The sequence below is a fragment of the Cytobacillus sp. C11.1 genome, from assembly GCF_058145115.1.
Genome location: NZ_CM176935.1, coordinates 2,352,384 through 2,372,350 on the forward strand (window position 1 = coordinate 2,352,384; position 19,967 = coordinate 2,372,350).

At 42.0% G+C, this 19,967-nt stretch carries 23 protein-coding genes and 1 pseudogene; 19 read left to right on the forward strand and 5 right to left on the reverse strand.

What is annotated here, in order from left to right; all coding sequences use genetic code 11:
• Positions 1-39 precede the first annotated feature (39 nt).
• Both AC3ZVC_RS11620 and AC3ZVC_RS11625 read right to left on the reverse strand, forming a co-directional pair.
• Positions 40-171 (reverse strand): hypothetical protein, encoded by a 132-nt coding sequence (locus AC3ZVC_RS11620; protein WP_258309328.1) that lies wholly within the window; start codon positions 169-171, stop codon positions 40-42.
• 175 nt (positions 172-346) lie between these two features.
• The gene (locus AC3ZVC_RS11625; protein WP_490068576.1) at positions 347-1,255 is read right to left on the reverse strand and encodes a hydroxymethylglutaryl-CoA lyase; all 909 of its coding nucleotides are present in this window, start codon (positions 1,253-1,255) and stop codon (positions 347-349) included.
• A gap of 203 nt (positions 1,256-1,458) precedes the next feature.
• Here AC3ZVC_RS11625 and AC3ZVC_RS11630 point away from each other — a divergent pair, with 203 nt between their 5' ends.
• The 6 genes from AC3ZVC_RS11630 to AC3ZVC_RS11655 all read left to right on the forward strand — a co-directional run bounded on the left by AC3ZVC_RS11630 (position 1,459) and on the right by AC3ZVC_RS11655 (position 5,963).
• A complete protein-coding gene (locus tag AC3ZVC_RS11630; RefSeq protein ID WP_490068577.1) occupies positions 1,459-2,646 on the forward strand; it encodes an acetyl-CoA C-acetyltransferase in 1,188 nt (395 codons plus the stop codon).
• A gap of 268 nt (positions 2,647-2,914) precedes the next feature.
• Complete coding sequence (locus AC3ZVC_RS11635) at positions 2,915-3,604, forward strand: CoA transferase subunit A (RefSeq protein ID WP_490068578.1); 690 nt, start codon at positions 2,915-2,917, stop codon at positions 3,602-3,604.
• A 28-nt stretch (positions 3,605-3,632) separates the two neighbouring features.
• Positions 3,633-4,301, forward strand: a complete 669-nt coding sequence (locus tag AC3ZVC_RS11640; RefSeq protein WP_490068579.1) for a 3-oxoacid CoA-transferase subunit B — start codon at positions 3,633-3,635, stop codon at positions 4,299-4,301.
• Positions 4,302-4,460: 159 nt separating this feature from the next.
• Complete coding sequence (locus AC3ZVC_RS11645; RefSeq protein WP_490068580.1) at positions 4,461-4,832, forward strand: VOC family protein; 372 nt, start codon at positions 4,461-4,463, stop codon at positions 4,830-4,832.
• 82 nt (positions 4,833-4,914) lie between these two features.
• Positions 4,915-5,160 carry a YqkE family protein gene (locus tag AC3ZVC_RS11650; RefSeq protein ID WP_490068582.1) on the forward strand — a complete coding sequence of 82 codons (246 nt, stop codon included), beginning with the start codon at positions 4,915-4,917 and terminating at the stop codon, positions 5,158-5,160.
• A gap of 68 nt (positions 5,161-5,228) precedes the next feature.
• On the forward strand, positions 5,229-5,963 hold the full coding sequence (locus AC3ZVC_RS11655; RefSeq protein ID WP_490068583.1) for a hypothetical protein: 735 nt from the start codon (positions 5,229-5,231) through the stop codon (positions 5,961-5,963).
• 262 nt (positions 5,964-6,225) lie between these two features.
• On the opposite strand, the gene AC3ZVC_RS11660 is transcribed toward AC3ZVC_RS11655, so the two are convergent.
• Entirely contained in the window at positions 6,226-7,158 is a 933-nt protein-coding gene (locus tag AC3ZVC_RS11660; RefSeq protein ID WP_490068585.1) for an aldo/keto reductase, read from the reverse strand.
• Between the two features lie 99 nt (positions 7,159-7,257).
• Complete coding sequence (mciZ, locus tag AC3ZVC_RS11665) at positions 7,258-7,392, reverse strand: Z-ring formation inhibitor MciZ (RefSeq protein ID WP_490068586.1); 135 nt, start codon at positions 7,390-7,392, stop codon at positions 7,258-7,260.
• A gap of 78 nt (positions 7,393-7,470) precedes the next feature.
• On the opposite strand from mciZ, the pseudogene AC3ZVC_RS11670 reads away from it, so the two are divergent.
• Together AC3ZVC_RS11670 and AC3ZVC_RS11675 are read left to right on the forward strand one after the other, a co-directional pair.
• A pseudogene (locus AC3ZVC_RS11670) lies at positions 7,471-8,021 on the forward strand (NUDIX hydrolase).
• On the forward strand, positions 8,021-9,187 hold the full coding sequence (locus AC3ZVC_RS11675; RefSeq protein ID WP_490068588.1) for an endonuclease Q family protein: 1,167 nt from the start codon (positions 8,021-8,023) through the stop codon (positions 9,185-9,187). The pseudogene AC3ZVC_RS11670 and the gene AC3ZVC_RS11675 overlap by 1 nt, the downstream one beginning before the upstream one ends.
• A 90-nt stretch (positions 9,188-9,277) precedes the next feature.
• Here the strand turns inward: AC3ZVC_RS11675 and AC3ZVC_RS11680 are convergent, their stop codons facing one another.
• Positions 9,278-9,853 (reverse strand): GNAT family N-acetyltransferase, encoded by a 576-nt coding sequence (locus AC3ZVC_RS11680; RefSeq protein WP_490068589.1) that lies wholly within the window; start codon positions 9,851-9,853, stop codon positions 9,278-9,280.
• Between the two features lie 158 nt (positions 9,854-10,011).
• Between AC3ZVC_RS11680 and spoIIM the strand changes: the two genes are divergently transcribed.
• The 11 genes from spoIIM to sigF all read left to right on the forward strand — a co-directional run bounded on the left by spoIIM (position 10,012) and on the right by sigF (position 19,944).
• Positions 10,012-10,656 (forward strand): stage II sporulation protein M, encoded by a 645-nt coding sequence (gene spoIIM, locus AC3ZVC_RS11685; RefSeq protein WP_490068590.1) that lies wholly within the window; start codon positions 10,012-10,014, stop codon positions 10,654-10,656.
• A 535-nt stretch (positions 10,657-11,191) separates the two neighbouring features.
• The gene (gene fur / locus AC3ZVC_RS11690; RefSeq protein ID WP_144541425.1) at positions 11,192-11,659 is read left to right on the forward strand and encodes a ferric iron uptake transcriptional regulator; all 468 of its coding nucleotides are present in this window, start codon (positions 11,192-11,194) and stop codon (positions 11,657-11,659) included.
• Positions 11,660-11,876: 217 nt separating this feature from the next.
• Positions 11,877-12,104, forward strand: coding sequence for a YqzK family protein (locus AC3ZVC_RS11695; RefSeq protein ID WP_490068591.1), 228 nt, complete (start codon positions 11,877-11,879; stop codon positions 12,102-12,104).
• A 9-nt stretch (positions 12,105-12,113) separates the two neighbouring features.
• Positions 12,114-13,007: a site-specific tyrosine recombinase XerD gene (gene xerD / locus AC3ZVC_RS11700; RefSeq protein ID WP_490068594.1), complete on the forward strand. Its 894-nt coding sequence runs from the start codon at positions 12,114-12,116 to the stop codon at positions 13,005-13,007.
• 274 nt (positions 13,008-13,281) lie between these two features.
• Positions 13,282-14,466: a phosphopentomutase gene (deoB, locus tag AC3ZVC_RS11705; RefSeq protein WP_490068595.1), complete on the forward strand. Its 1,185-nt coding sequence runs from the start codon at positions 13,282-13,284 to the stop codon at positions 14,464-14,466.
• A 27-nt stretch (positions 14,467-14,493) separates the two neighbouring features.
• On the forward strand, positions 14,494-15,315 hold the full coding sequence (locus AC3ZVC_RS11710; protein ID WP_490068913.1) for a purine-nucleoside phosphorylase: 822 nt from the start codon (positions 14,494-14,496) through the stop codon (positions 15,313-15,315).
• Positions 15,316-15,355: 40 nt separating this feature from the next.
• Positions 15,356-16,660 carry a pyrimidine-nucleoside phosphorylase gene (locus tag AC3ZVC_RS11715; protein WP_490068597.1) on the forward strand — a complete coding sequence of 435 codons (1,305 nt, stop codon included), beginning with the start codon at positions 15,356-15,358 and terminating at the stop codon, positions 16,658-16,660.
• A 315-nt stretch (positions 16,661-16,975) separates the two neighbouring features.
• Positions 16,976-18,139, forward strand: a complete 1,164-nt coding sequence (locus tag AC3ZVC_RS11720) for a D-alanyl-D-alanine carboxypeptidase family protein (protein WP_490068598.1) — start codon at positions 16,976-16,978, stop codon at positions 18,137-18,139.
• Positions 18,140-18,378: 239 nt separating this feature from the next.
• Positions 18,379-18,729, forward strand: a complete 351-nt coding sequence (spoIIAA, locus tag AC3ZVC_RS11725; protein WP_110064298.1) for an anti-sigma F factor antagonist — start codon at positions 18,379-18,381, stop codon at positions 18,727-18,729.
• Positions 18,730-18,732: 3 nt separating this feature from the next.
• The gene (gene spoIIAB, locus AC3ZVC_RS11730) at positions 18,733-19,173 is read left to right on the forward strand and encodes an anti-sigma F factor (RefSeq protein ID WP_214722798.1); all 441 of its coding nucleotides are present in this window, start codon (positions 18,733-18,735) and stop codon (positions 19,171-19,173) included.
• A 12-nt stretch (positions 19,174-19,185) separates the two neighbouring features.
• Positions 19,186-19,944, forward strand: a complete 759-nt coding sequence (gene sigF, locus AC3ZVC_RS11735; protein ID WP_490068599.1) for an RNA polymerase sporulation sigma factor SigF — start codon at positions 19,186-19,188, stop codon at positions 19,942-19,944.
• Positions 19,945-19,967 lie beyond the last annotated feature (23 nt).

A 19,967-nucleotide genomic window follows, 5' to 3' on the forward strand; every position in this document is an offset into this window, starting at 1 on the left:
GTTCAGCTTGCAGCAAGAAAAAAGCCGCCTTTAGGGCGGCTATTGCTGGGAGTTCTGCCTTTTTGTAGGGTGAATTGCCTTTTCCAATTCCTCAGCAGCAATCGTCTGGCTTACTGTATCCGAATTAGGCTTCCCCTTCTGGCTATATCCTTTATCGCGTTTCTGGCTCATCTATCTTTCCCCCTTCAAAAGTAGGTTTGCTCCAGTGCCTTGTTTATGGATGAATCGGCTAGTCACAAGTACGGAGCTGTGCTCGGTGTCTTCACCTAATAAGATGCTTTAAGAAGGGGCGGCTTATACATGAATAACAGATTTGGAATTTGTACCTGGCTGCTGGTAGTGTGTTCTATTTAACAGTTTCGGTATTCAAATTGAAATAGGTGCTTTCAATTGGCCTGGAAAGATGTGGCTGAACGATCTTAACAGCCTGCACTAATTTTTCGAGATCAACGTTCGTCTCAATTCCCATCCGCTCAAGCATATAAACAACATCCTCTGTGGCAGCGTTGCCGGCAGCACCTGGAGCGAACGGGCATCCGCCAAGTCCGCCTGCTGATGTATCAAAACGGTCAACGCCGGCCTGTAAAGCAGCAAAAATATTTGTTAGCGCCATTTTTCTTGTGTCATGGAAATGTGCTGTCAAAAGTGTGTTTGGAAACTCTGTTTTTAAACGGGAAAAAAGCTCGTAAGATTCATGAGGAGCAGCCATTCCAATCGTATCTGCAACACTTAGTTCGTCGGCGCCGGCCTCTGCAAATTGACGGCACAGCTCGACTGCATCCTCAGGTTTAACTTCTCCTTCGTAAGGGCAATAAAAAGCTGTCGAGATGCACGCACGCACAAAATAGCCTCTATCTTTCAGCTCCCCGATAATGGGTTTTAGTTCTGCCATACTTTCCTGAGTGGTTTTATTGATGTTTTTCTTATTGAAGGTATTGCTCACTCCAACAAATACAGCGACTGCTTTGCAATCCGTCATATATACTCTGTCAATGCCTTTGCGGTTAGGCGCCAGCACGATGTCCCTTGTAGCCCCATCCAGGCAATCTGAAACAATTTCAGCCGCATCGCCCATTTGCGGAACCCACTTCGGAGAAACAAAGGAAGTTAGCTCCATTTCAGTTAAACCGGCATTTTTCAGGCTTTTGATGAACTCTTTCTTGACTTCTGTCGGTACAAAGGATTTTTCATTTTGCAGCCCATCGCGCGGGCCAACCTCGATTATTGTTACTTTTTCAGGCAATCCAAGCGTCATGTTTTCCTCTCCCGTCACATAGTTTAAAACGTGCATCGTAAGCGCTTTCCTGGCTGTGATGATTTATACATATTGCACTTAATATAATTGTAGTAGGAAAGCTTTTTCGAATGCAAGAATAATAGAAATTTTGACAAAATAAAAGGAATTTTGAGACTTTGATCGAATATTAGCAGAGAGATGTTTTTGAAAGGATGAGAGAGATGGCACAAACAGAAGTTGTAATAGTCAGCGCTGTCCGGACAGCAATCGGAAGCTTTAATGGAAGTCTAAAAGATGTATCGGCTCCCGAACTAGGAGCAATAGCCATTAAAGGAGCTCTGGAAAAAGCAGGTGTAAAAGCGGAGCAGATAGATGAAGTAATTCTGGGAAATGTGCTGCAGGCAGGTCTTGGCCAGAATCCTGCAAGGCAGGCTGCTCTTAAAGCGGGCCTTCCTGAAAGCGTTTCCGCAATGACAATCAATAAAGTTTGCGGTTCAGGTTTGAAAGCTGTCCATTTGGCTGCACAGGCGATTATCGCAGGAGATGCAGAAGTTGTTGTAGCTGGTGGAATGGAAAATATGAGCCAGGCTCCTTACATACTAAAAAATGCAAGAAATGGCTTTAAAATGGGGGATCAAAAATTAGTTGATTCCATGATTTCAGATGGACTTTGGTGTGCTTTTAACGATTACCATATGGGAGTAACGGCCGAAAACCTTTGCTCGAAATATGACTTAAGCCGGGAAGAACAGGACACGTTTGCCGCCGGGAGCCAGGAAAAAGCGGTAACGGCAATCGAAGCGGGCAAATTTAAAGACGAAATCATACCAGTGGAGATTCCGCAGCGAAAAGGAGATCCAATTGTGTTTGACACGGATGAGTATCCGAAAAAAGGGACGACTGCTGAAAAGCTTGGTGGCCTTCGCCCGGCATTTAAAAAAGACGGAAGCGTCACAGCCGGCAATGCATCAGGCATTAATGATGGTGCCGCTGTATTGCTTGTCATGAGCAAAAAGAAAGCAGATGAGCTAGGGCTCAAGCCTTTAGTCACAATTAAAGGAAATGCCAGTGCTGGCGTAGATCCTAGTATCATGGGCATCGGCCCTGTTGCAGCTGTGAAAAAAGCACTGGAAAAAGCGGCTGTTTCCATGGAGGAACTGGAGCTTATTGAAGCCAATGAAGCATTCGCAGCCCAATCCCTTGCTGTAGACAGGGAGCTTCGTTTTAACAAAGAAATTTTAAATGTAAATGGAGGAGCAATTGCGTTAGGCCATCCAATTGGGGCGAGTGGAGCTAGAATCCTTGTAACCCTAATACATGAAATGCAAAAAAGGCAGGCGAAGAAAGGACTTGCAACTCTTTGTATTGGCGGGGGGCAGGGTGTTGCCACAGTAGTGGAGCTTGCATAGTCGCTTTTCGCACTAGCTTTGTTAAAGATAATTGTCGATTTAGCAATGTGTTGATTGGAGCGGAAGACGCTAATCCCGCGAAAATGCATTCGCATTTCTTTCGTGCGGTGTTGATCCAAGGATACTGAATCAGCGTCCAGCGGGAGGAATGTGTCAAAGGGAGCCCCGCAGGTGCGAATGCGCCGAGGATGCTCCCGGACCACCCGCGGTTTGCTGAGCGTCTGCAGCGGAATAGAAAATACGTTATTCAATGAAAGGAGCGATTGAAATGAAGAAAATTTGTACTTCCTTTGAGGAAGCGGTTCAGGAAATTCATGATGGAGCTGTCCTTATGGTTGGCGGCTTCGGCCTATGCGGAATTCCAGAAAACCTTATTCTGGCTTTAGTAGATAAAGGGGTAAAAGACCTTACAGTCATTTCGAATAACTGTGGAGTTGACGATTGGGGACTTGGATTGCTTTTAAAAAATAAACAAATTAAGAAGATGGTCGGTTCCTATGTCGGAGAAAATAAAGAATTTGAAAGACAGGTTCTGTCAGGTGAAATCGAAGTGGAACTTCAGCCTCAGGGAACGCTTGCAGAGAAAATCCGCGCAGGCGGTGCCGGCATTCCAGCTTTCTATACGCCAGCAGGAGTGGGAACACCAATTGCGGAAGGGAAAGAAACAAAGGTATTTGACGGAAAAGAATATCTTCTGGAGGAAGCACTTAAGGCAGATTTTAGCCTGGTTAGAGCTTGGAAAGGCGATAAGATGGGAAACCTCGTCTATCACAAAACTGCCCGAAACTTTAACCCAATGATTGCAGCCGCTGGAAAAGTGACCATTGCAGAAGTGGAGACACTTTGTGAAACTGGTGACCTGGATCCTAATTACATTCATACGCCAAGCATTTACGTTCAATCACTTATAGAGGGCAAACAGGAAAAACGCATTGAGAGATTGACAGTAAAGAAATAAAAAAGCAGTGACGGAAGGAGAGGATGTCATGAGTAATGATAAAGCAGCAGTCCGTGAGAAAATTGCCAGACGGGCTGAAAAGGAGATAGAGAACGGCTTTTACGTAAATTTAGGAATTGGCATGCCAACATTGGTTGCAAACTATATTTCAGATAATAAGCAAGTGGTACTGCAATCGGAAAATGGATTGCTCGGCATCGGGCCATATCCTGCGGAAGAGGAAGTAGATCCAGACTTAATTAATGCGGGGAAGGAAACAGTTACTGCAATTCCGGGATCTGCTTATTTTGACAGTGCAGAATCGTTTGCCATGATTAGAGGAGGCCATGTGAATATTGCCATTCTAGGGGGAATGGAAGTCTCTGAGAAAGGGGATCTTGCAAACTGGATGATTCCCGGAAAGATGATCAAGGGTATGGGCGGAGCGATGGATCTTGTCCATGGAGCAAATAAAATTATCGTCATTATGGATCACACAAATAAAAATGGCGATTCGAAAATACTCAAAGAGTGCAGTCTTCCATTAACAGGAAAAGCTGTAGTTGACCGCATTATAACTGAGCGGGCAGTCATTGATGTAACCGATTCAGGTTTAAAGCTTGTTGAAGTCGCAAAAGGCTTCACTATCGAGGACATTATTAATTCAACAGAGCCTGAGTTGCAAGTTGACGGAAATGTTGTTACAGATGCCTATTAATGAGTTTAAGAAAAGTGCAGCTGCATAAGCTGTGCTTTTCCTTATTTAAAGCCTGAGTTAAAGCTCATTGTCGGACCGCCCACTGTTCGCTGAGCTTCTTGGGCGGAATTTAACAGGCAAGTTTAACAGAGCTAATTTAAAAAGAGATGAGGAGAAAATATGAGTTTCTCATTCAAAGGTATCGATCATATCCAGCTGGCAGCACCAAAGGGGTGCGAAGAAGAGGCTCGGAGATTTTATGGAGATCTGCTAGGGCTCAAGGAAATACCAAAGCCAGAAAACCTTCAAAAACGCGGAGGGTGCTGGTTTATCTGCGGAAATCAGGAAATACATATTGGTGTACAGGAAGACTTTTTGCCGGCAAAAAAGGCTCACCCCGGTTTCGTCGTTGAAAACCTTGAAGAATTAAGGGGCAGCCTTCATAAGCTTAACATCGGTATTAAGGAGGAAGCCCCGATTGAAGGAAGAAAACGCTTCTTTGCAAATGATCCATTCGGCAACAGAATTGAGTTTCTGGAATTTTTGGCATAAATCAATGGCCGGTCAGACTTCTGCAATTTGTCCAAAAAAATATGTTATAATGTATGGCAAAAATAGTTGACGAGGGGATTTTATGAAAAAGAAGAAACAGCATTCCCAGCCGAAAAAGGATGATAAACCTATTACGCTTGGAGACATGTTAAACCAGGACTTAATGCAGCAATTAAAAGGGAAAAAACAAGAATTAAAACAGGCTGAAGATAAGCAGAAGGAAGAGGAAGATCGCAGAAGGAAAGAGGAAAAAAGATTGCGTGAAAAGAATAAAAGCTTCGAGGAATTGCTAGGCGAAAGCAATCTCAATTGGAAAGAGTTCAAATGATACAAGAATAAAAGTTTCATCTATAGATACCGAGGGCAAAGATTAATAAAAAAGATGGGTGTTGTTCCATGCTTTCTTTATTAAGCTTTATATTCGCTCTCGGTTTTTCAATTGTTCATTTTTCTTCAAAATACATGAAATTTCTTACATATATCCCGCGAAGCAGGCTTTTATCAGCTGCCAGCGGAATTTCTGTAGCTTATGTATTTGTTCATGTCCTTCCTGAGTTAAAAGAGCATCAGGAAAGTATTGAGGGCACCGGCAATACGGAAATTTTCCGGTATCTTGATAGCCATGTATATATATTTGCGATGCTTGGCCTTTGCGCTTTTTATGGGATAGAAAAAGCAGTGAAACATTCTCGGAAGAATGCCCGAAAAGGCAAAGAGGAACAGCATACTGCCGGATCTTTTTGGCTGCATATGTCCACTTTCTTTATTTATAATATGCTTATTGGCTATCTGCTTGTACATGGCGAATTTGCAAACCTGAAGGAGTGGCTGATTTATTTCTTTGCACTATCCGTGCATTTTATTTCTAACGATCATGGTCTGAGGCAGTCGTATAAAAAAATATACGACCGATATGGCCGCTGGCTTCTGACTCTGTCCATTTTAATAGGATGGTCTATTGGGATTTTAACAGAAGTCAGTGAAAAGGTGATCGCCTTTTTATTTGCCACTTTGGCTGGAGGAATGATCTTAAATGTACTGAAAGAAGAGCTCCCTGAAGACAGGGAAAGCAATTATGGAGCCTTTATTTCCGGTGTGATTGGCTATACTATTATTTTAATGATGATTTAAAAAGGGCTGACTTTTCGTCAGCCCTTAAGAATGTAGACAAACTTGATCAAAATCTGGTTTGCCTATAGTTTTTTTTCCGTCAGTGAAATGGGTCTGTTGATTTCCGTTCCAGGTGCTCAGCGAACGAGGGCGGCCCGGAGAGCCTCCTCGTTACTACGCTCCTGCGGGGTCTCCCCTGACCCTTGCTCCCGCAGGAGTCTTCGCACCTTCCACTCCAATCAACGGGATTTTAAAATGAATGTGGCAGTGAATCACACCTAATTTAGAATAGATCCCTATGCTGCTCATATATGTTTTGTTTAGCGAGAGCTTTTATAACATCTAATTCCTCTTCAGTCAGCGGGTTAGCCCTGGCTGCTTTTGCATTTTCTCTTACTTGTTCAACCCTGCTTGCGCCAGCCACTACAGAAGAAACAGCCGGGTTAGCCAAGTTATACTGAAATGCTATCTCTGTCATGGATCGATCGCCGGAAATTTTTTCTCTGATACTTTGAATCGTTTCCTCCAATTCAGTATAGCTGTAATCTAAGTAGCCTTTTGCTTTGACAGACTGAGAAGCTTTGTCGAGCATTTTATTGCTGAGCAGTCCCTTTGCCAGCGGTCCTCGTGTTACAGCACTTATGCCTTTTTTTGCTAGGAGGGGAAGTGCGTCTTCTTCCGGCCTCCGGTCCAGAATACTGTATTGCATCATGACAGAAACAATGGAGGATCTTTTTGCATATTCCCGGATCACATTTGGCCGGATGGAGGAAATGCCGTAATGGCGGATTAAGCCTTCATCCTTCAGTTCCTCAAATGCTTCAATGGTTTCATCAATCGGATCGTCTATGGTGCCCCCATGGAGCTGGTATAAATCAATATAATCAGTAGCAAGCCTATTCAGGCTATCTTTCACTGCTTCTTTAATATGTTTTTTTGAAGGATCCCATCTCCAGCTGTCTTTTTGCTCGTTCCAGCGGTTTCCTGCCTTTGTCGCAATGACGACTTGTTCCCGGACATTCTTTAGAAAATGCCCGACAAGCTTTTCGTTTTCGCCAAAATCATATAAATCAGCGGTATCAAAGTAATTAATGCCTTCTTCAAGGGCAGCTTCAATAATCTCCTGCGCATTTGAAGGGTTCATTCCAATGGACATACATCCCAGCCCAAGCTCGCTGACATATAAATCAGAACTTCCTATCCGCCTCTTTTTCAAGGGCCCACCTCATTTCAATTGTTTTCTATCATTGTACAGAATGAAATGAGGCATACTCAAATTAGAGGCTTAGCCTTAGTAAGTTTTTTACTCACAACATCACTTCGTTATCTTTTGCGATTCAACCCAGTCTTTCACAAAAACATACTTTTTGCTGTATTGCTTCAGTTTTTCTCGGACTTCCCAGGCTTTTCCGGCCAATACGATTCCCTTGCTGTGGACATACACCTTCATGCCATACTCCCCCTATTAAAGTATGATAAAATGTATGAGCAAACATTATCGGAATAGAACAGGAGTGACTGTAAAACAATGAGTCGCCTAGAAGAAAAAACAATTAAAACCGAAAAAATATTCTCTGGAAAAGTGATTAGCCTGCAGGTAGAGGATGTTGAACTTCCAAACGGTAAAACTTCCAAGCGGGAAATTATCAAGCATCCTGGGGCGGTAGCCGTTTTGGCAGTAACGGATGATAATAAAATGGTTATGGTCGAACAGTATAGAAAAGCATTGGATAAAGTTATTGCGGAAATACCTGCCGGAAAGCTTGAAACAGGGGAGATCCGCAGGTTTGTGCAGAAAGAGAGCTTGAAGAAGAAACAGGTTACGGCTGCAAGGAAATGGAATGGCTGATCTCGTTTTATACTTCTCCAGGCTTTGCGGATGAACTTGTCCATTTATACATAGCAAAGGGACTGGAGAAAAAAGAAGATGCCGCATCCCCTGATGAAGATGAATTTCTGAATCTCATGGAGGTAACCCTGGATGAAGCATTGGCATTACTGGAGGGGCAGAAAATCCACGATGCAAAAACGGCTTATGCTATTCAATATTTACAGCTGCAAAAGGCGCTGAAGAAATAATGAATCAGTATTTTGCGGATCTTCATATCCACATAGGACGCACTTTTACAGGGAAGCCGGTTAAAATAACAGGTGCAAAGTCTCTTACTTTTACAAATATTATCAGGCATGCCCGAAATGAAAAAGGTCTGGATATAATTGGCATTATAGATTGCCACTCTCCTGAAGTCATTCTTGAAATGGAAGGGCTGATAGAGGAAGGATCTTTATCGGAACATAGGGATGGCGGGCTGCAATATGGGAATTTAACCATTATACCAGGGTCTGAGCTGGAGATTTATGATGAAAAGTGCAAGGGCCCTATTCATGTACTTTGCTTTTTTCCTTCCATTCCGATTATGAAGGAATTTTCAAACTGGCTGTCTGACTACTTGAAAAATATTACATTAAGCTCACAGCGGATATATGCTTCAGGGCAAATGCTGCAGAAGAAGGTAAAGGAGCTGAATGGGTTATTTATTCCTGCCCATGTTTTTACACCCTTTAAAAGTTTATTTGGAAAAGGTGTACAGCGGTCCCTGACTGAGGTTTTTGATCCTGGCCTAATTGATGCTGTAGAGCTGGGATTGAGTGCAGATACTGCCATGGCTGATCAAATCGGCGAACTGCACAGTTATACATTCCTTACCAACTCAGATGCCCATTCATTAAAAAAAATTGCAAGAGAATATCAAATCCTCGAAATAGAGGAACCGACCTTTGAGGAGCTTAGGAAGGCTTTGGCAGGTGCAGTCAACCGCAGAGTTAAAGCCAATTATGGCCTTGATCCCTTGCTTGGCAAATATCATCAGACCGTTTGTTCAGAATGCTTTAGCCCTTTTAATGCAGACAAGGGTGTGTGCAAGCATTGCAATCATCCCAAGTTCATCAAAGGAGTAGCCGACCGAATTTCAGAATTAAAAACAGCCGGAGAGATTTCTATGGACCGGCCTCCCTATATTCATCAGGTGCCACTCGAATTTATTCCTGGTTTGGGCCCGAAAATGCTGGAGAAGCTGTTAAACCATTTTGGGACAGAAATGGCCATTCTCCATCATGTTCCGTTATCTGAATTAAGCCGTGTGGTCCCTGCCAAAACAGCCGGCCTTATTGGCAAAGCACGTGAAGGGAAGTTAAACCTTAAAGCAGGGGGCGGAGGAAAGTACGGGAAAATAGCAGATAGCTAAAAAGCCTGTTCGATATGAGCAGGCTTTTTAATTTTGGCAACCTGTTGATTGGAGCGGAAATCAACAGGTAATTATAACAGAGGCTTTATATTAGGTGCTGGCTGCCTTGCTTACCTTGGCATAGACACATGTATCCCGAAGCTCTTTGCCATCTGCACTTAAACTGTCATTAGCAAGTATCCCTTCCAGTTTGTATCCCAGCCTTTCGGGAATCTTGCTGCTGTTTATATTCCTGGGATCGCATCTGATTTCTACTCTGTTAGCCTGAAAGTGCTCAAAGGCAAACTTCGTTAAACGTTCAGCTGCTTCTGTTATATAGCCGTTTTTCTGATATCTCGAATCACCCCAATATCCTATTTCAAATTTGCGGACATCCCAATCAATTCGATGCAAGCCCGTAGAGCCGACAAAAATGTTGTCCTCCTTTTTATAAATATGGATTCGGAAATCTTCTCTTGAAATAAACTTGGCGTAAGACCTTCGGATCCCAGCCTCTACTTCCTCCACTGTTTGTTCGTTCTGGGCAAAAGGAAGCCATTGTTTCAGCTCCTTAACAGATGCCATTATGGCATCATGGACTACTTTCCCATCTCCCGGTAAGGCAGGCCGCAGATAAAGCCTTTCAGTTTCAATTTTCTCTGGAAATTCGGTTAAAATGGCCTTCACTCGATCAGCTCCATATAGTTAAATAATTTCGAAAATTATAACGAAAAAAATTGGAATGATCAAGATTTTATTTTCTTATATACTTCTTCTGTCATACAAACCGGGGACAAGCATACAATTTAATAATCAAATTTTGTTTTGTCTTAGGAGGAAGAGCAATGAAGAAAAAAATGTACCAGAACGTCGCCGCAGCCCACTTTCGCGAACATTCCTCAATTTACTTGTTTGTCATTGTTTTATTCCTGATGGGTGTGATTTTTGGAGCAATAGTTGTTAATAGCTTAAGCTTCACGCAAAAAGAGGATTTATTTTATTACCTGTCTCAGTTTTTTGGCCAAGTATCTGATGGGCATGTGGCAGCAGCAAAAGACTTATTCAAACAGAGTTTTTTCCATAATACGAAATTTATAGGCTTGATGTGGATTTTGGGAATCTCCATTATTGGACTTCCTGTCATCCTGATTCTTTTATTTATGAAAGGGATGGTGGTAGGATTTACAGTTGGTTTTTTGGTTAACAAAATGGGCTGGGAAGGATTTTTGCTTTCATTTGTATCGATCCTTCCGCAAAATCTGATCATTATCCCGGTTTTTATTCTGGCAGCGACTCTCGCAGTTTCCTTTTCACTTAAAATGATTCGCAGACAATTTATGAAAAAAGTGGGCCAGCCAATCATGCCGCTATTCGGGCGATATATGATTACCTTTGCTGTAGCGATTCTGTTTCTTATCGCCGCAGCTGGAGTCGAGGCTTTTATCTCACCTGTTTTAATGAAGTCTGTAGTAAACTCCATCCAATCCTGATTTATTAATAAAGGCTGTTTTCGTAAAGTTTGTTGCTTTTTGAAGGCAAACGTATTTGGACAACTGAGTTGATTGTAGCGGAGGGCACTTGATCCTCGAAAATGCATCCGCATTTTCTTCGTGCGATGTTTACTCAAGGGTGTTTATTCAATGTCCTGCGGGAAGTGAGGGATGTGCGAGACCCCGCAGGCGAAGCCGAGGAGGCTCGCAACCCTTCCCGCGGAAAGCAAGTGTCCGCAGCGGAAATCAACTGGCAGAATTCATAAACAAAAACAACAATCTATGAGAAAAGAGCCTTAATAAATATAAAAGAAAGGCAGGACAATGTAACCTGCCTTTTTTGCTTTGTGCAAATACAAGGATAAAAAGATACAAGTTAGGGTATAGATAAAAAGGTTTTAATTCGCAGCCTAATATTTTATAATAATTATTAAATGATATTAATTATTTAATGTTATTTATAATAATTTTATTTTGAATCAGAAAGCATTTCTGTTATAATGAGAATGTTAGTGGCGAGGGAGGGACTTTCGGTATGGAAAGCAGAATTGAGAGAATAAAAAAACAGTTGCATTCATCCAGCTATAAACTAACACCACAGCGAGAAGCAACAGTTCGCGTCTTGTTAGAACACGAAGAGGATCATTTAAGTGCGGAAGATGTCTACCTCCTTGTTAAAGAGAAATCGCCTGAGATAGGCTTGGCAACTGTTTATAGAACACTTGAATTGCTAACTGAACTAAAAATTGTTGATAAAATTAACTTTGGTGATGGAGTTTCCCGCTATGACCTGCGCCAGGAAGGGGCAGCCCATTTCCATCATCACTTAGTATGTATTGAATGTGGGGCTGTTGATGAAATTCAGGAAGACTTGCTGGAGGATGTAGAGGAAGTGGTTGAGCGCCGCTGGAACTTTAAAATAAAGGACCACCGCCTTACTTTTCATGGAATCTGCTACCGCTGCCAGGATAAAAAGACAGATAACGAAACAGATGCAAACTAAACCTTGTTAACTAAACCTTTTCTTTAATTTAAGAGAAGGTTTTTTTATTGCATCTGTATTTCCCCATGCAGTAGCGCGAATGCAGTATCCCCAGCGCGAAGAGCAATTATACAGAAACAGGTATAATTCTTGTCCAAAATGGCATACCTTTTAATAAAAGATAAGAAAGTGGAGTTTTAGCTTTTCTTACAATTATGTGTTTTTGGGGGAAAAAAGAATGAAATCCTGGCTTAGTTTGGCTTTTCAAACAATTAAAGTGTTTGTCCTTTTTACCGGATGCACAATCCTTTTTTATTATGGTATTATGTGGTTAAATGAAGAATACCAGGATTATCACCGCTATGACGAACCAAAGGGAGCGGCTGTTAAAGTTTCGGCCAGCGGAACGGACCAAGATGCAAGCTGGCTGGACCGGTTAATTCTTTTCTACTTAAATGGGGAGTAATGCTATTATATGAACGATCAGTTAAAAGATTTTATTCATTATTTAATTGTAGAAAAAGGGCTTGCAAAGAACACGATTGTTTCTTATGAGAGAGATTTAAAAAGTTATTTGAAATACCTCAAGGCCGAAGAAAACTTGTCGAACCTTGAGAATGTACAGCGTGTGCAGATTGTCCATTTCCTTGGCTTTTTAAAAAAGCAGGGGAAATCTTCGAAAACACTGGCCCGGCACATAGCCTCGGTAAGAGCCTTCCATCAATTCCTGCTGCGTGAAAAAGTAGTGGGCCATGATCCTTCCGTACATATCGAATCGCCGCAAATGGAACGGTCGCTTCCAAAAGTGCTAAATATGGAAGAGGTTGAAACTTTATTGGAATTTCCTGAGATAAGGGACCATTATGGCTTGCGAGATAAAGCAATGCTTGAGCTGCTATATGCCACCGGGATTCGTGTCAGCGAGCTGATCGGCCTGGATATAGGAGATGTACATTTAACAATGGGCTTTGTAAGATGTATCGGTAAAGGCAACAAGGAGCGGATTGTGCCGATCGGGAAAACAGCAACGGAAGCCCTTGAAAGGTATTTAAATGAGGGAAGAGAAAAATTTGTTTCCAAAAGGCATAAAGACGGAGCGTTATTCTTGAACCATCATGGTAAACGGCTTTCAAGGCAGGGTTTTTGGAAGATCCTAAAGCGGCTTGCACAGGAAGCAGGCATTGAAAAGGACTTGACTCCACATACATTGCGGCATTCGTTTGCAACACATCTGCTTGAAAACGGGGCCGATTTGCGTGCAGTCCAGGAGATGCTTGGACATGCTGATATTTCTACCACTCAAATTTATACACATGTAACGAAAACACGGCTTAAGGATGTTTACAGCCAGTTTCATCCACGAGCTTAAAGTGGTAGTTTGAACAGAATAAACACCTAAAATAAAATGTCATAAAGCTGCCACGAAAAACGGCAGCTTTTTCTTGTTTTTTTACCTGTATATTATGTAAAATATAGATGTCAGACTTCTGACGAATAAAAGAGCTGATCTGGATTCTCTTCTGTAAATGAACTGGCAGAACAGACTTATTACAACAGGGGAAACTGTGTTAAATGCACCTAAAAAGGGTACTATACGAATATGATTTTTTGTAACCGTATTCAAAAAATTAGGAGGTTTTAAGATGTCCAAATATACATATAAGCGCGTATTTTTAATTGTTATGGATTCAGTTGGAATCGGGGAAGCGCCTGATGCCGAGAAATTCGGCGATAAAGGCGCCGATACACTTGGCCATATTGCAGAAAGAATGAATGGCTTAAATATGCCAAACATGGGAAAGCTCGGCTTAAGCAATATCCGGGAAATCAAGGGAATCAAAAAAGCCGTTAAGCCAATGGCTTTTTATACGAAAATGCAGGAGGCTTCCAATGGAAAAGACACAATGACTGGACACTGGGAGATCATGGGCTTGAATATCCAGACTCCATTCAGAGTGTTTCCAGACGGGTTCCCTCCAGAACTGATTTCCGAGCTTGAATCCCGTACAGGCAGAAAGATAATTGGCAATAAACCTGCAAGCGGAACAGAAATTCTGGTTGAGCTTGGAGAAGAGCACATGAATACAGGGGCATTGATTGTATATACCTCTGCTGATTCAGTACTTCAAATTGCTGCCCATGAAGAGATCATTCCAATTGAAGAACAATATAAGATTTGCAAGATTGCCCGTGAACTGACATTGGATGAAAAATATATGGTAGGCCGTGTCATTGCAAGGCCTTTCGTTGGAGATCCAGGTAATTTCCAAAGAACCTCAAATCGCCATGATTACGCGTTAAAGCCGTTTGATCGTACAGTTATGAATGAAATGGCTGATAGCGGATTGAATGTAGTAGCAATTGGCAAGATTTCAGATATTTATGATGGTGAAGGTGTAACCGAGTCAATCCGCACGACATCAAATATGGATGGCATGGATAAGATAATCGAAACGTTTGATAAGGAATTTACCGGCTTAAGCTTCTTAAATTTGGTTGATTTTGATGCTTTATTCGGGCATAGACGCAATCCGGAGGGCTACGGAAAAGCCCTGGAAGAGTATGATGCCCGTCTTCCTGAAGTATTTGCCAAGATGCAGGAAGGAGATTTATTGATGATTACAGCAGACCATGGAAATGATCCGGTCCACCACGGAACAGACCATACGAGGGAATATGTGCCGCTGCTTGTTTATGCAAAGGACATGGAAGAAGGCAAAGAGCTTCCAATCAGCGAAACATTTGCCGATATAGGGGCAACAATCGCCGAAAACTTTAATGTGAAAAAACCAGCATATGGAAAAAGTTTCTTGAACCAATTAAAGTAAGAAAAAAGCAGACGAGGAGAATAGATGATGGATTATAGCAAAATTCAAAATGCAGCGCAGTTTCTTAAAGACAAATACTCCAGCCAGCCAAGAATTGGACTTATTTTAGGATCAGGGCTTGGAGTTCTTGCAGATGAAATTGAAGACCCAGTTAAGATCCCATATAACGACATACCAGATTTTCCGGTATCCACAGTTGAAGGGCATGCAGGCCAGCTTGTGTTCGGGCGTTTGAATGGAATTGAAGTGGTAGCCATGCAAGGACGATTCCATTATTATGAGGGCTATACATTTGATAAGGTTACTTTCCCTGTCCGTGTTATGAATGAAATGGGCGTCAGTACACTGATTGTAACTAACGCAGCAGGTGGAGTGAATGAAAGTTTTTCACCTGGTGATTTAATGCTAATCTCGGACCATATCAATAATATGGGCAGCAATCCGCTAATCGGGCCTAATGATTCACGTATGGGTCCGCGTTTCCCTGATATGTCGGCAGCATATTCCAAAGAGCTAAGAAAGCTTGCAAGAGGAATTGCAGATACTCTTAACCTTAACATCCAGGAGGGTGTGTATGTTGGGAATACTGGCCCAACTTATGAAACTCCTGCAGAAGTACGAATGCTTAGAACAATGGGAGGGGATGCGGTTGGGATGTCAACTGTCCCGGAAGTCATTGTCGCACGCCATTCAGGTATGGAAGTACTCGGAATCTCCTGTATTTCAAATATGGCAGCCGGAATCCTTGATCAGCCGTTGAATCATGAAGAAGTAATCGAAACAACTGAAAAAGTCAAAGCAGATTTCCTTCGTTATGTAAAAGCAATAGTAAAAGAACTTGGTGTGTAAAAACAGATATTAAATGAAATGAAAGCTGTGGTGTTTAGGTATGAGAATGGTCGATGTTATTGAGAAGAAAAGGGACGGAATAGAGTTATCAACAGAAGAAATTCAATTTGTCATTAAAGGATATACAGACGGATCAATACCGGATTACCAAGTAAGCGCCTTGACAATGGCCATATTCTTTCAGGGAATGACTGAAAATGAAAGAGCGGATTTGACAATGGCTATGGTAGAGTCAGGGGATCAGATCGATTTATCAAAAATAGAGGGAATTAAAGTGGATAAGCACTCAACTGGCGGAGTTGGCGATACAACCACCTTAGTACTTGGTCCACTTGTAGCAGCAGTCGGAGTCCCCGTTGCGAAAATGTCTGGCCGCGGACTTGGCCATACTGGCGGAACAATCGATAAACTTGAATCTGTTGAAGGTTTCCATGTGGAAATCGAGAATGATGAGTTTATTAAGCTTGTCAACCAGAATAAGATTGCTGTCATTGGTCAGAGCGGCAATTTGACTCCTGCAGACAAAAAGCTTTATGCACTGCGCGATGTAACAGCAACAGTGGATAGTATACCTCTAATTGCCAGCTCGATTATGAGCAAAAAAATTGCAGCAGGTGCTGATGCAATTGTCCTTGATGTCAAAACAGGCGCAGGCGCATTTATGAAAACGCTGGAAGATTCCAGGGAACTGGCAAAAGCAATGGTGCGGATTGGGAACAATGTGGGCAGAAACACAATGGCAGTTATTTCCGACATGAGTCAGCCGCTTGGATTTGCGATTGGCAACGCTCTTGAAGTAAAGGAAGCGATTGATACACTTAAAGGCGAGGGGCCTGAAGATTTGACAGAGCTTTGCCTGACCTTAGGCAGCCATATGGTTTTCCTAGCGAAAAAAGCGGATTCTCTAAAAGAAGCACGTGAAAAGCTTGAAAATGCAATGAAAGATGGATCTGCTTTAGAAACTTTTAAAATATTCCTTAGCTCTCAGGGCGGAGATGCATCTGTTGTGGATGATCCCCAAAGGTTGCCGCAGTCAAAATATACATTTGAACTGGAAGCCAAAGAAGATGGCTATGTATCTGAAATTGTAGCGGACGAAATTGGAACTGCTGCGATGCTTTTGGGAGCGGGAAGAGCTACAAAAGAATCAGAAATTGATCTAGCTGTAGGCCTTGTTTTAAGAAAGAAAATTGGTGACCAGGTAAACAAGGGCGAATCTCTTGTTACAATTTACAGCAACTTCGAAAATATAGAAGAAGTAAGAGACATGCTATATGGAAACATTACAATTTCAAGTGGAAAAGTACCGGCTCCTGTACTAATTCATGAAGAAATTACTCAATAATTAAGTAAAGCCGCCAGGACAGTGTGTCTGGCGGCTTTTTTCGCTGAAAAATTCTCTTTTGGCTACTAAAACTGCAAGGCATCCTGAGCTGAAGCAGAATCCAAAAGCATCTTGAAAAAGGCTGTCCATCAGTATGAATTTAAACATACAAAAGAATTTAGTAATTACCCACCCTAACATCCCGCCTGATTTCCAATTATCAATAAAAATGACCTGCTAATGATTTTTCTTTATTTTCTATTTGGGCTCATTCGACTGTATAAATTTTCTTTAAATGGAAAAAATGGAGGCTATAAAGAATGGAGGTTTTATGTGATGACACGAATCGTCTCATTAATGTTAATAACATTTTTATTGGCAACAATCTTTGTTCCTTCAGGATTTGCAAGGGAAAGTGGTGCAGATTTGGCGGATAATGTGAAGTCCGCAATACTAATCGAACGCGATACCGGGTCGGTTTTATATGAAAAAAACAGCGGGGAACAGTTGCCTCCTGCCAGCATGACAAAAGTGATGACAATGCTGTTAATCATGGAAGCCATAGATGAAGGTAAACTGTCATGGGATGAGAAAATCCGAACAAGCGAGTATGCTGCATCAATGGGCGGTTCGCAAATATTTCTGGAACCTGGTGAAGAAATGACCACCAAGCAGATGCTCCAAGGGATTGCAATTGGTTCAGGCAATGATGCATCAGTGGCCATGGCTGAGCGAATTGCTGGCTCAGAAGAAGCTTTTGTGGAAATGATGAATAAGAAGGCGAAGGAATTAGGTCTCAAGAATACGAAGTTTCAGAATCCTACAGGCCTTCCAGCAGAAGATCATTACAGTACAGCCTATGATATGGCCATGATGGCGAAAGAGCTTCTAAAATATGAAGATATCACAAAGTTCACTGGCACATATGAAGCTTATCTGCGTGAGGATACAGATAAAAAGTTTTGGCTTGTCAATACAAATAGACTGGTCCGCTTTTATCCGGGTGTAGACGGGCTGAAAACAGGTTTTACATCGGAGGCAAAATACTGTCTTACAGCGACCGCTCAAAAAGAGGGAATGCGGGTCATCACAGTGGTTTTCGGCGCTCCAACCTCAAAGGAGCGCAATGCTCAAGTTACAAAGATGCTGGACTATGCTTTCAGCCAATATAAGACACATCCGATGTACGAGAGAAATCACGCCCTGGGAAAGGTATCTGTAAGTAAAGGCGAGAAAAAACAGGTTGAAGCTCTGACCAGCGAGCCGATTTCCTTATTAACGAAAAAGGGCGAAGGCATAGAGGATATTGAGCAAAAAGTAACCTTGGATAAAAATATTAAAGCGCCTATTCAAAAAGGCGATAAGATAGGCACTTTAACATTGACAAAGAACGGGAAGACATTGGTGGAAAGCCCGCTTGTTGCAAAGGAAGACAACAAGGAGGCAGGCTGGTGGACACTATTCAAACGCTCGATGGGCATGTTAACAAAAACTGAATAGTAGGCTAGGTACCTTTTTGAGAACTTGTCGAAAAGATACCCTATGACAACTATTTTTAGCGAATATACACTAGTTTTGTCTTCAGGAAGGAAATAAAACATTAGGCATCGAAATTGACTCACTATAAGGGCGGAGACCGGAATTTTCTGATTCAGGTTCAGCCTATCCGGCAGGAAAAAGCGAAAAGCAAGGATTATGTGCTTTTTCAGTGTAGGATACCAGATAAGGAGGCTATAGTAGTGAGTCTTAACATTAATTTGGAAGTAAAGCATGATGTTTTATGTATTCGTCTAAGTGGAGAGCTGGACCATCATTCAGCAGATGAACTGCGGGAACAGGCGACGAGAGCAATTGAAGATCATGATATCCATCATATTATTTTAAACCTTGAACATCTTTCTTTTATGGATAGTTCGGGATTGGGCGTTATTTTGGGCAGGTACAAGCAAATCAAACAAAAACATGGCGAAATGGTTGTTTGTGCGATTTCCCCTGCAGTGCAAAGACTTTTTGATATGTCAGGCTTATTTAAGATTATCCGTTTAGAGCCGACAGAGGAAAATGCTTTGCAAAGATTGGGGGTTGCCTGACCTATGAAAAATGTTATGAATTTGGAATTCAGTGCATTAAGTCAAAATGAATCCTTTGCCCGTGTGACAGTTGCCGCATTTATTGCCCAGCTGGATCCAACAATGGATGAATTAACAGAAATCAAAACAGTCGTTTCTGAAGCTGTAACAAACTCTATTATCCACGGTTATGAAAATGATCCAAATGGAGTTGTTTATATTTCTGTTCTAATTGAAGATGGTTTCATTGATATGACTATCAAGGATAAAGGGCTTGGGATTATGGATGTGGAGGAAGCCCGGCAGCCGCTGTTTACGACAAAGCCTGAATTAGAAAGATCAGGTATGGGCTTTACAATTATGGAAAATTTCATGGATGAAATTGAAATCAATTCGCAACCGGGAATAGGCACAGAGATCCGATTAAGGAAGCATTTATCAAATAGTAAAATGCTATGCAATTAAGGGAGTCTTGCTATGGATGTGGAGGTTAAATCAGATAAGGGCCAAACTTATTTAAAGGACCATGAAGTCAAGGAGCTTATAAAGCAAAGCCAAAGCGGGGATCAGGGTGCGAGGGATCGGATTGTCCAGAAAAATATGCGCCTTGTCTGGTCGGTTGTCCAGCGATTCTTAAACAGAGGCTATGAACCCGACGATCTCTTCCAAATCGGCTGTATTGGCTTATTAAAATCGGTTGATAAATTTGATCTCAGTTATGACGTAAAGTTTTCAACCTATGCAGTCCCTATGATCATCGGAGAAATCCAAAGGTTTATCCGTGATGATGGAACCGTTAAGGTGAGCCGTTCTTTAAAGGAAATGGGCAACAAAATCAGGAAGGCTAAGGATGAACTTTCAAAAACACTTGGCCGTATTCCAACAGTGACAGAGCTTTCCGAGCATCTTGAGATTTCCCCTGAAGATATCATTCTGGCACAGGAAGCAAGCCGGATCCCTTCATCCATTCACGAAACGGTGTATGAAAATGACGGAGATCCAATTACCCTCCTGGACCAAATTGACGATGGCAATGAAGGCAAATGGTTTGATAAGATTGCTCTGAAGGAAGCGATACGTGAATTGGATGAGCGGGAAAGATTGATTGTCTATTTACGCTATTATAAAGATCAGACACAATCTGAAGTGGCAGTCAGGCTTGGCATTTCCCAAGTTCAGGTTTCACGGCTCGAAAAAAAGATATTGCAGCAAATGAAAGACCGGATGGATTTGTAAAATCCACTCGGTCTTTTATTTTG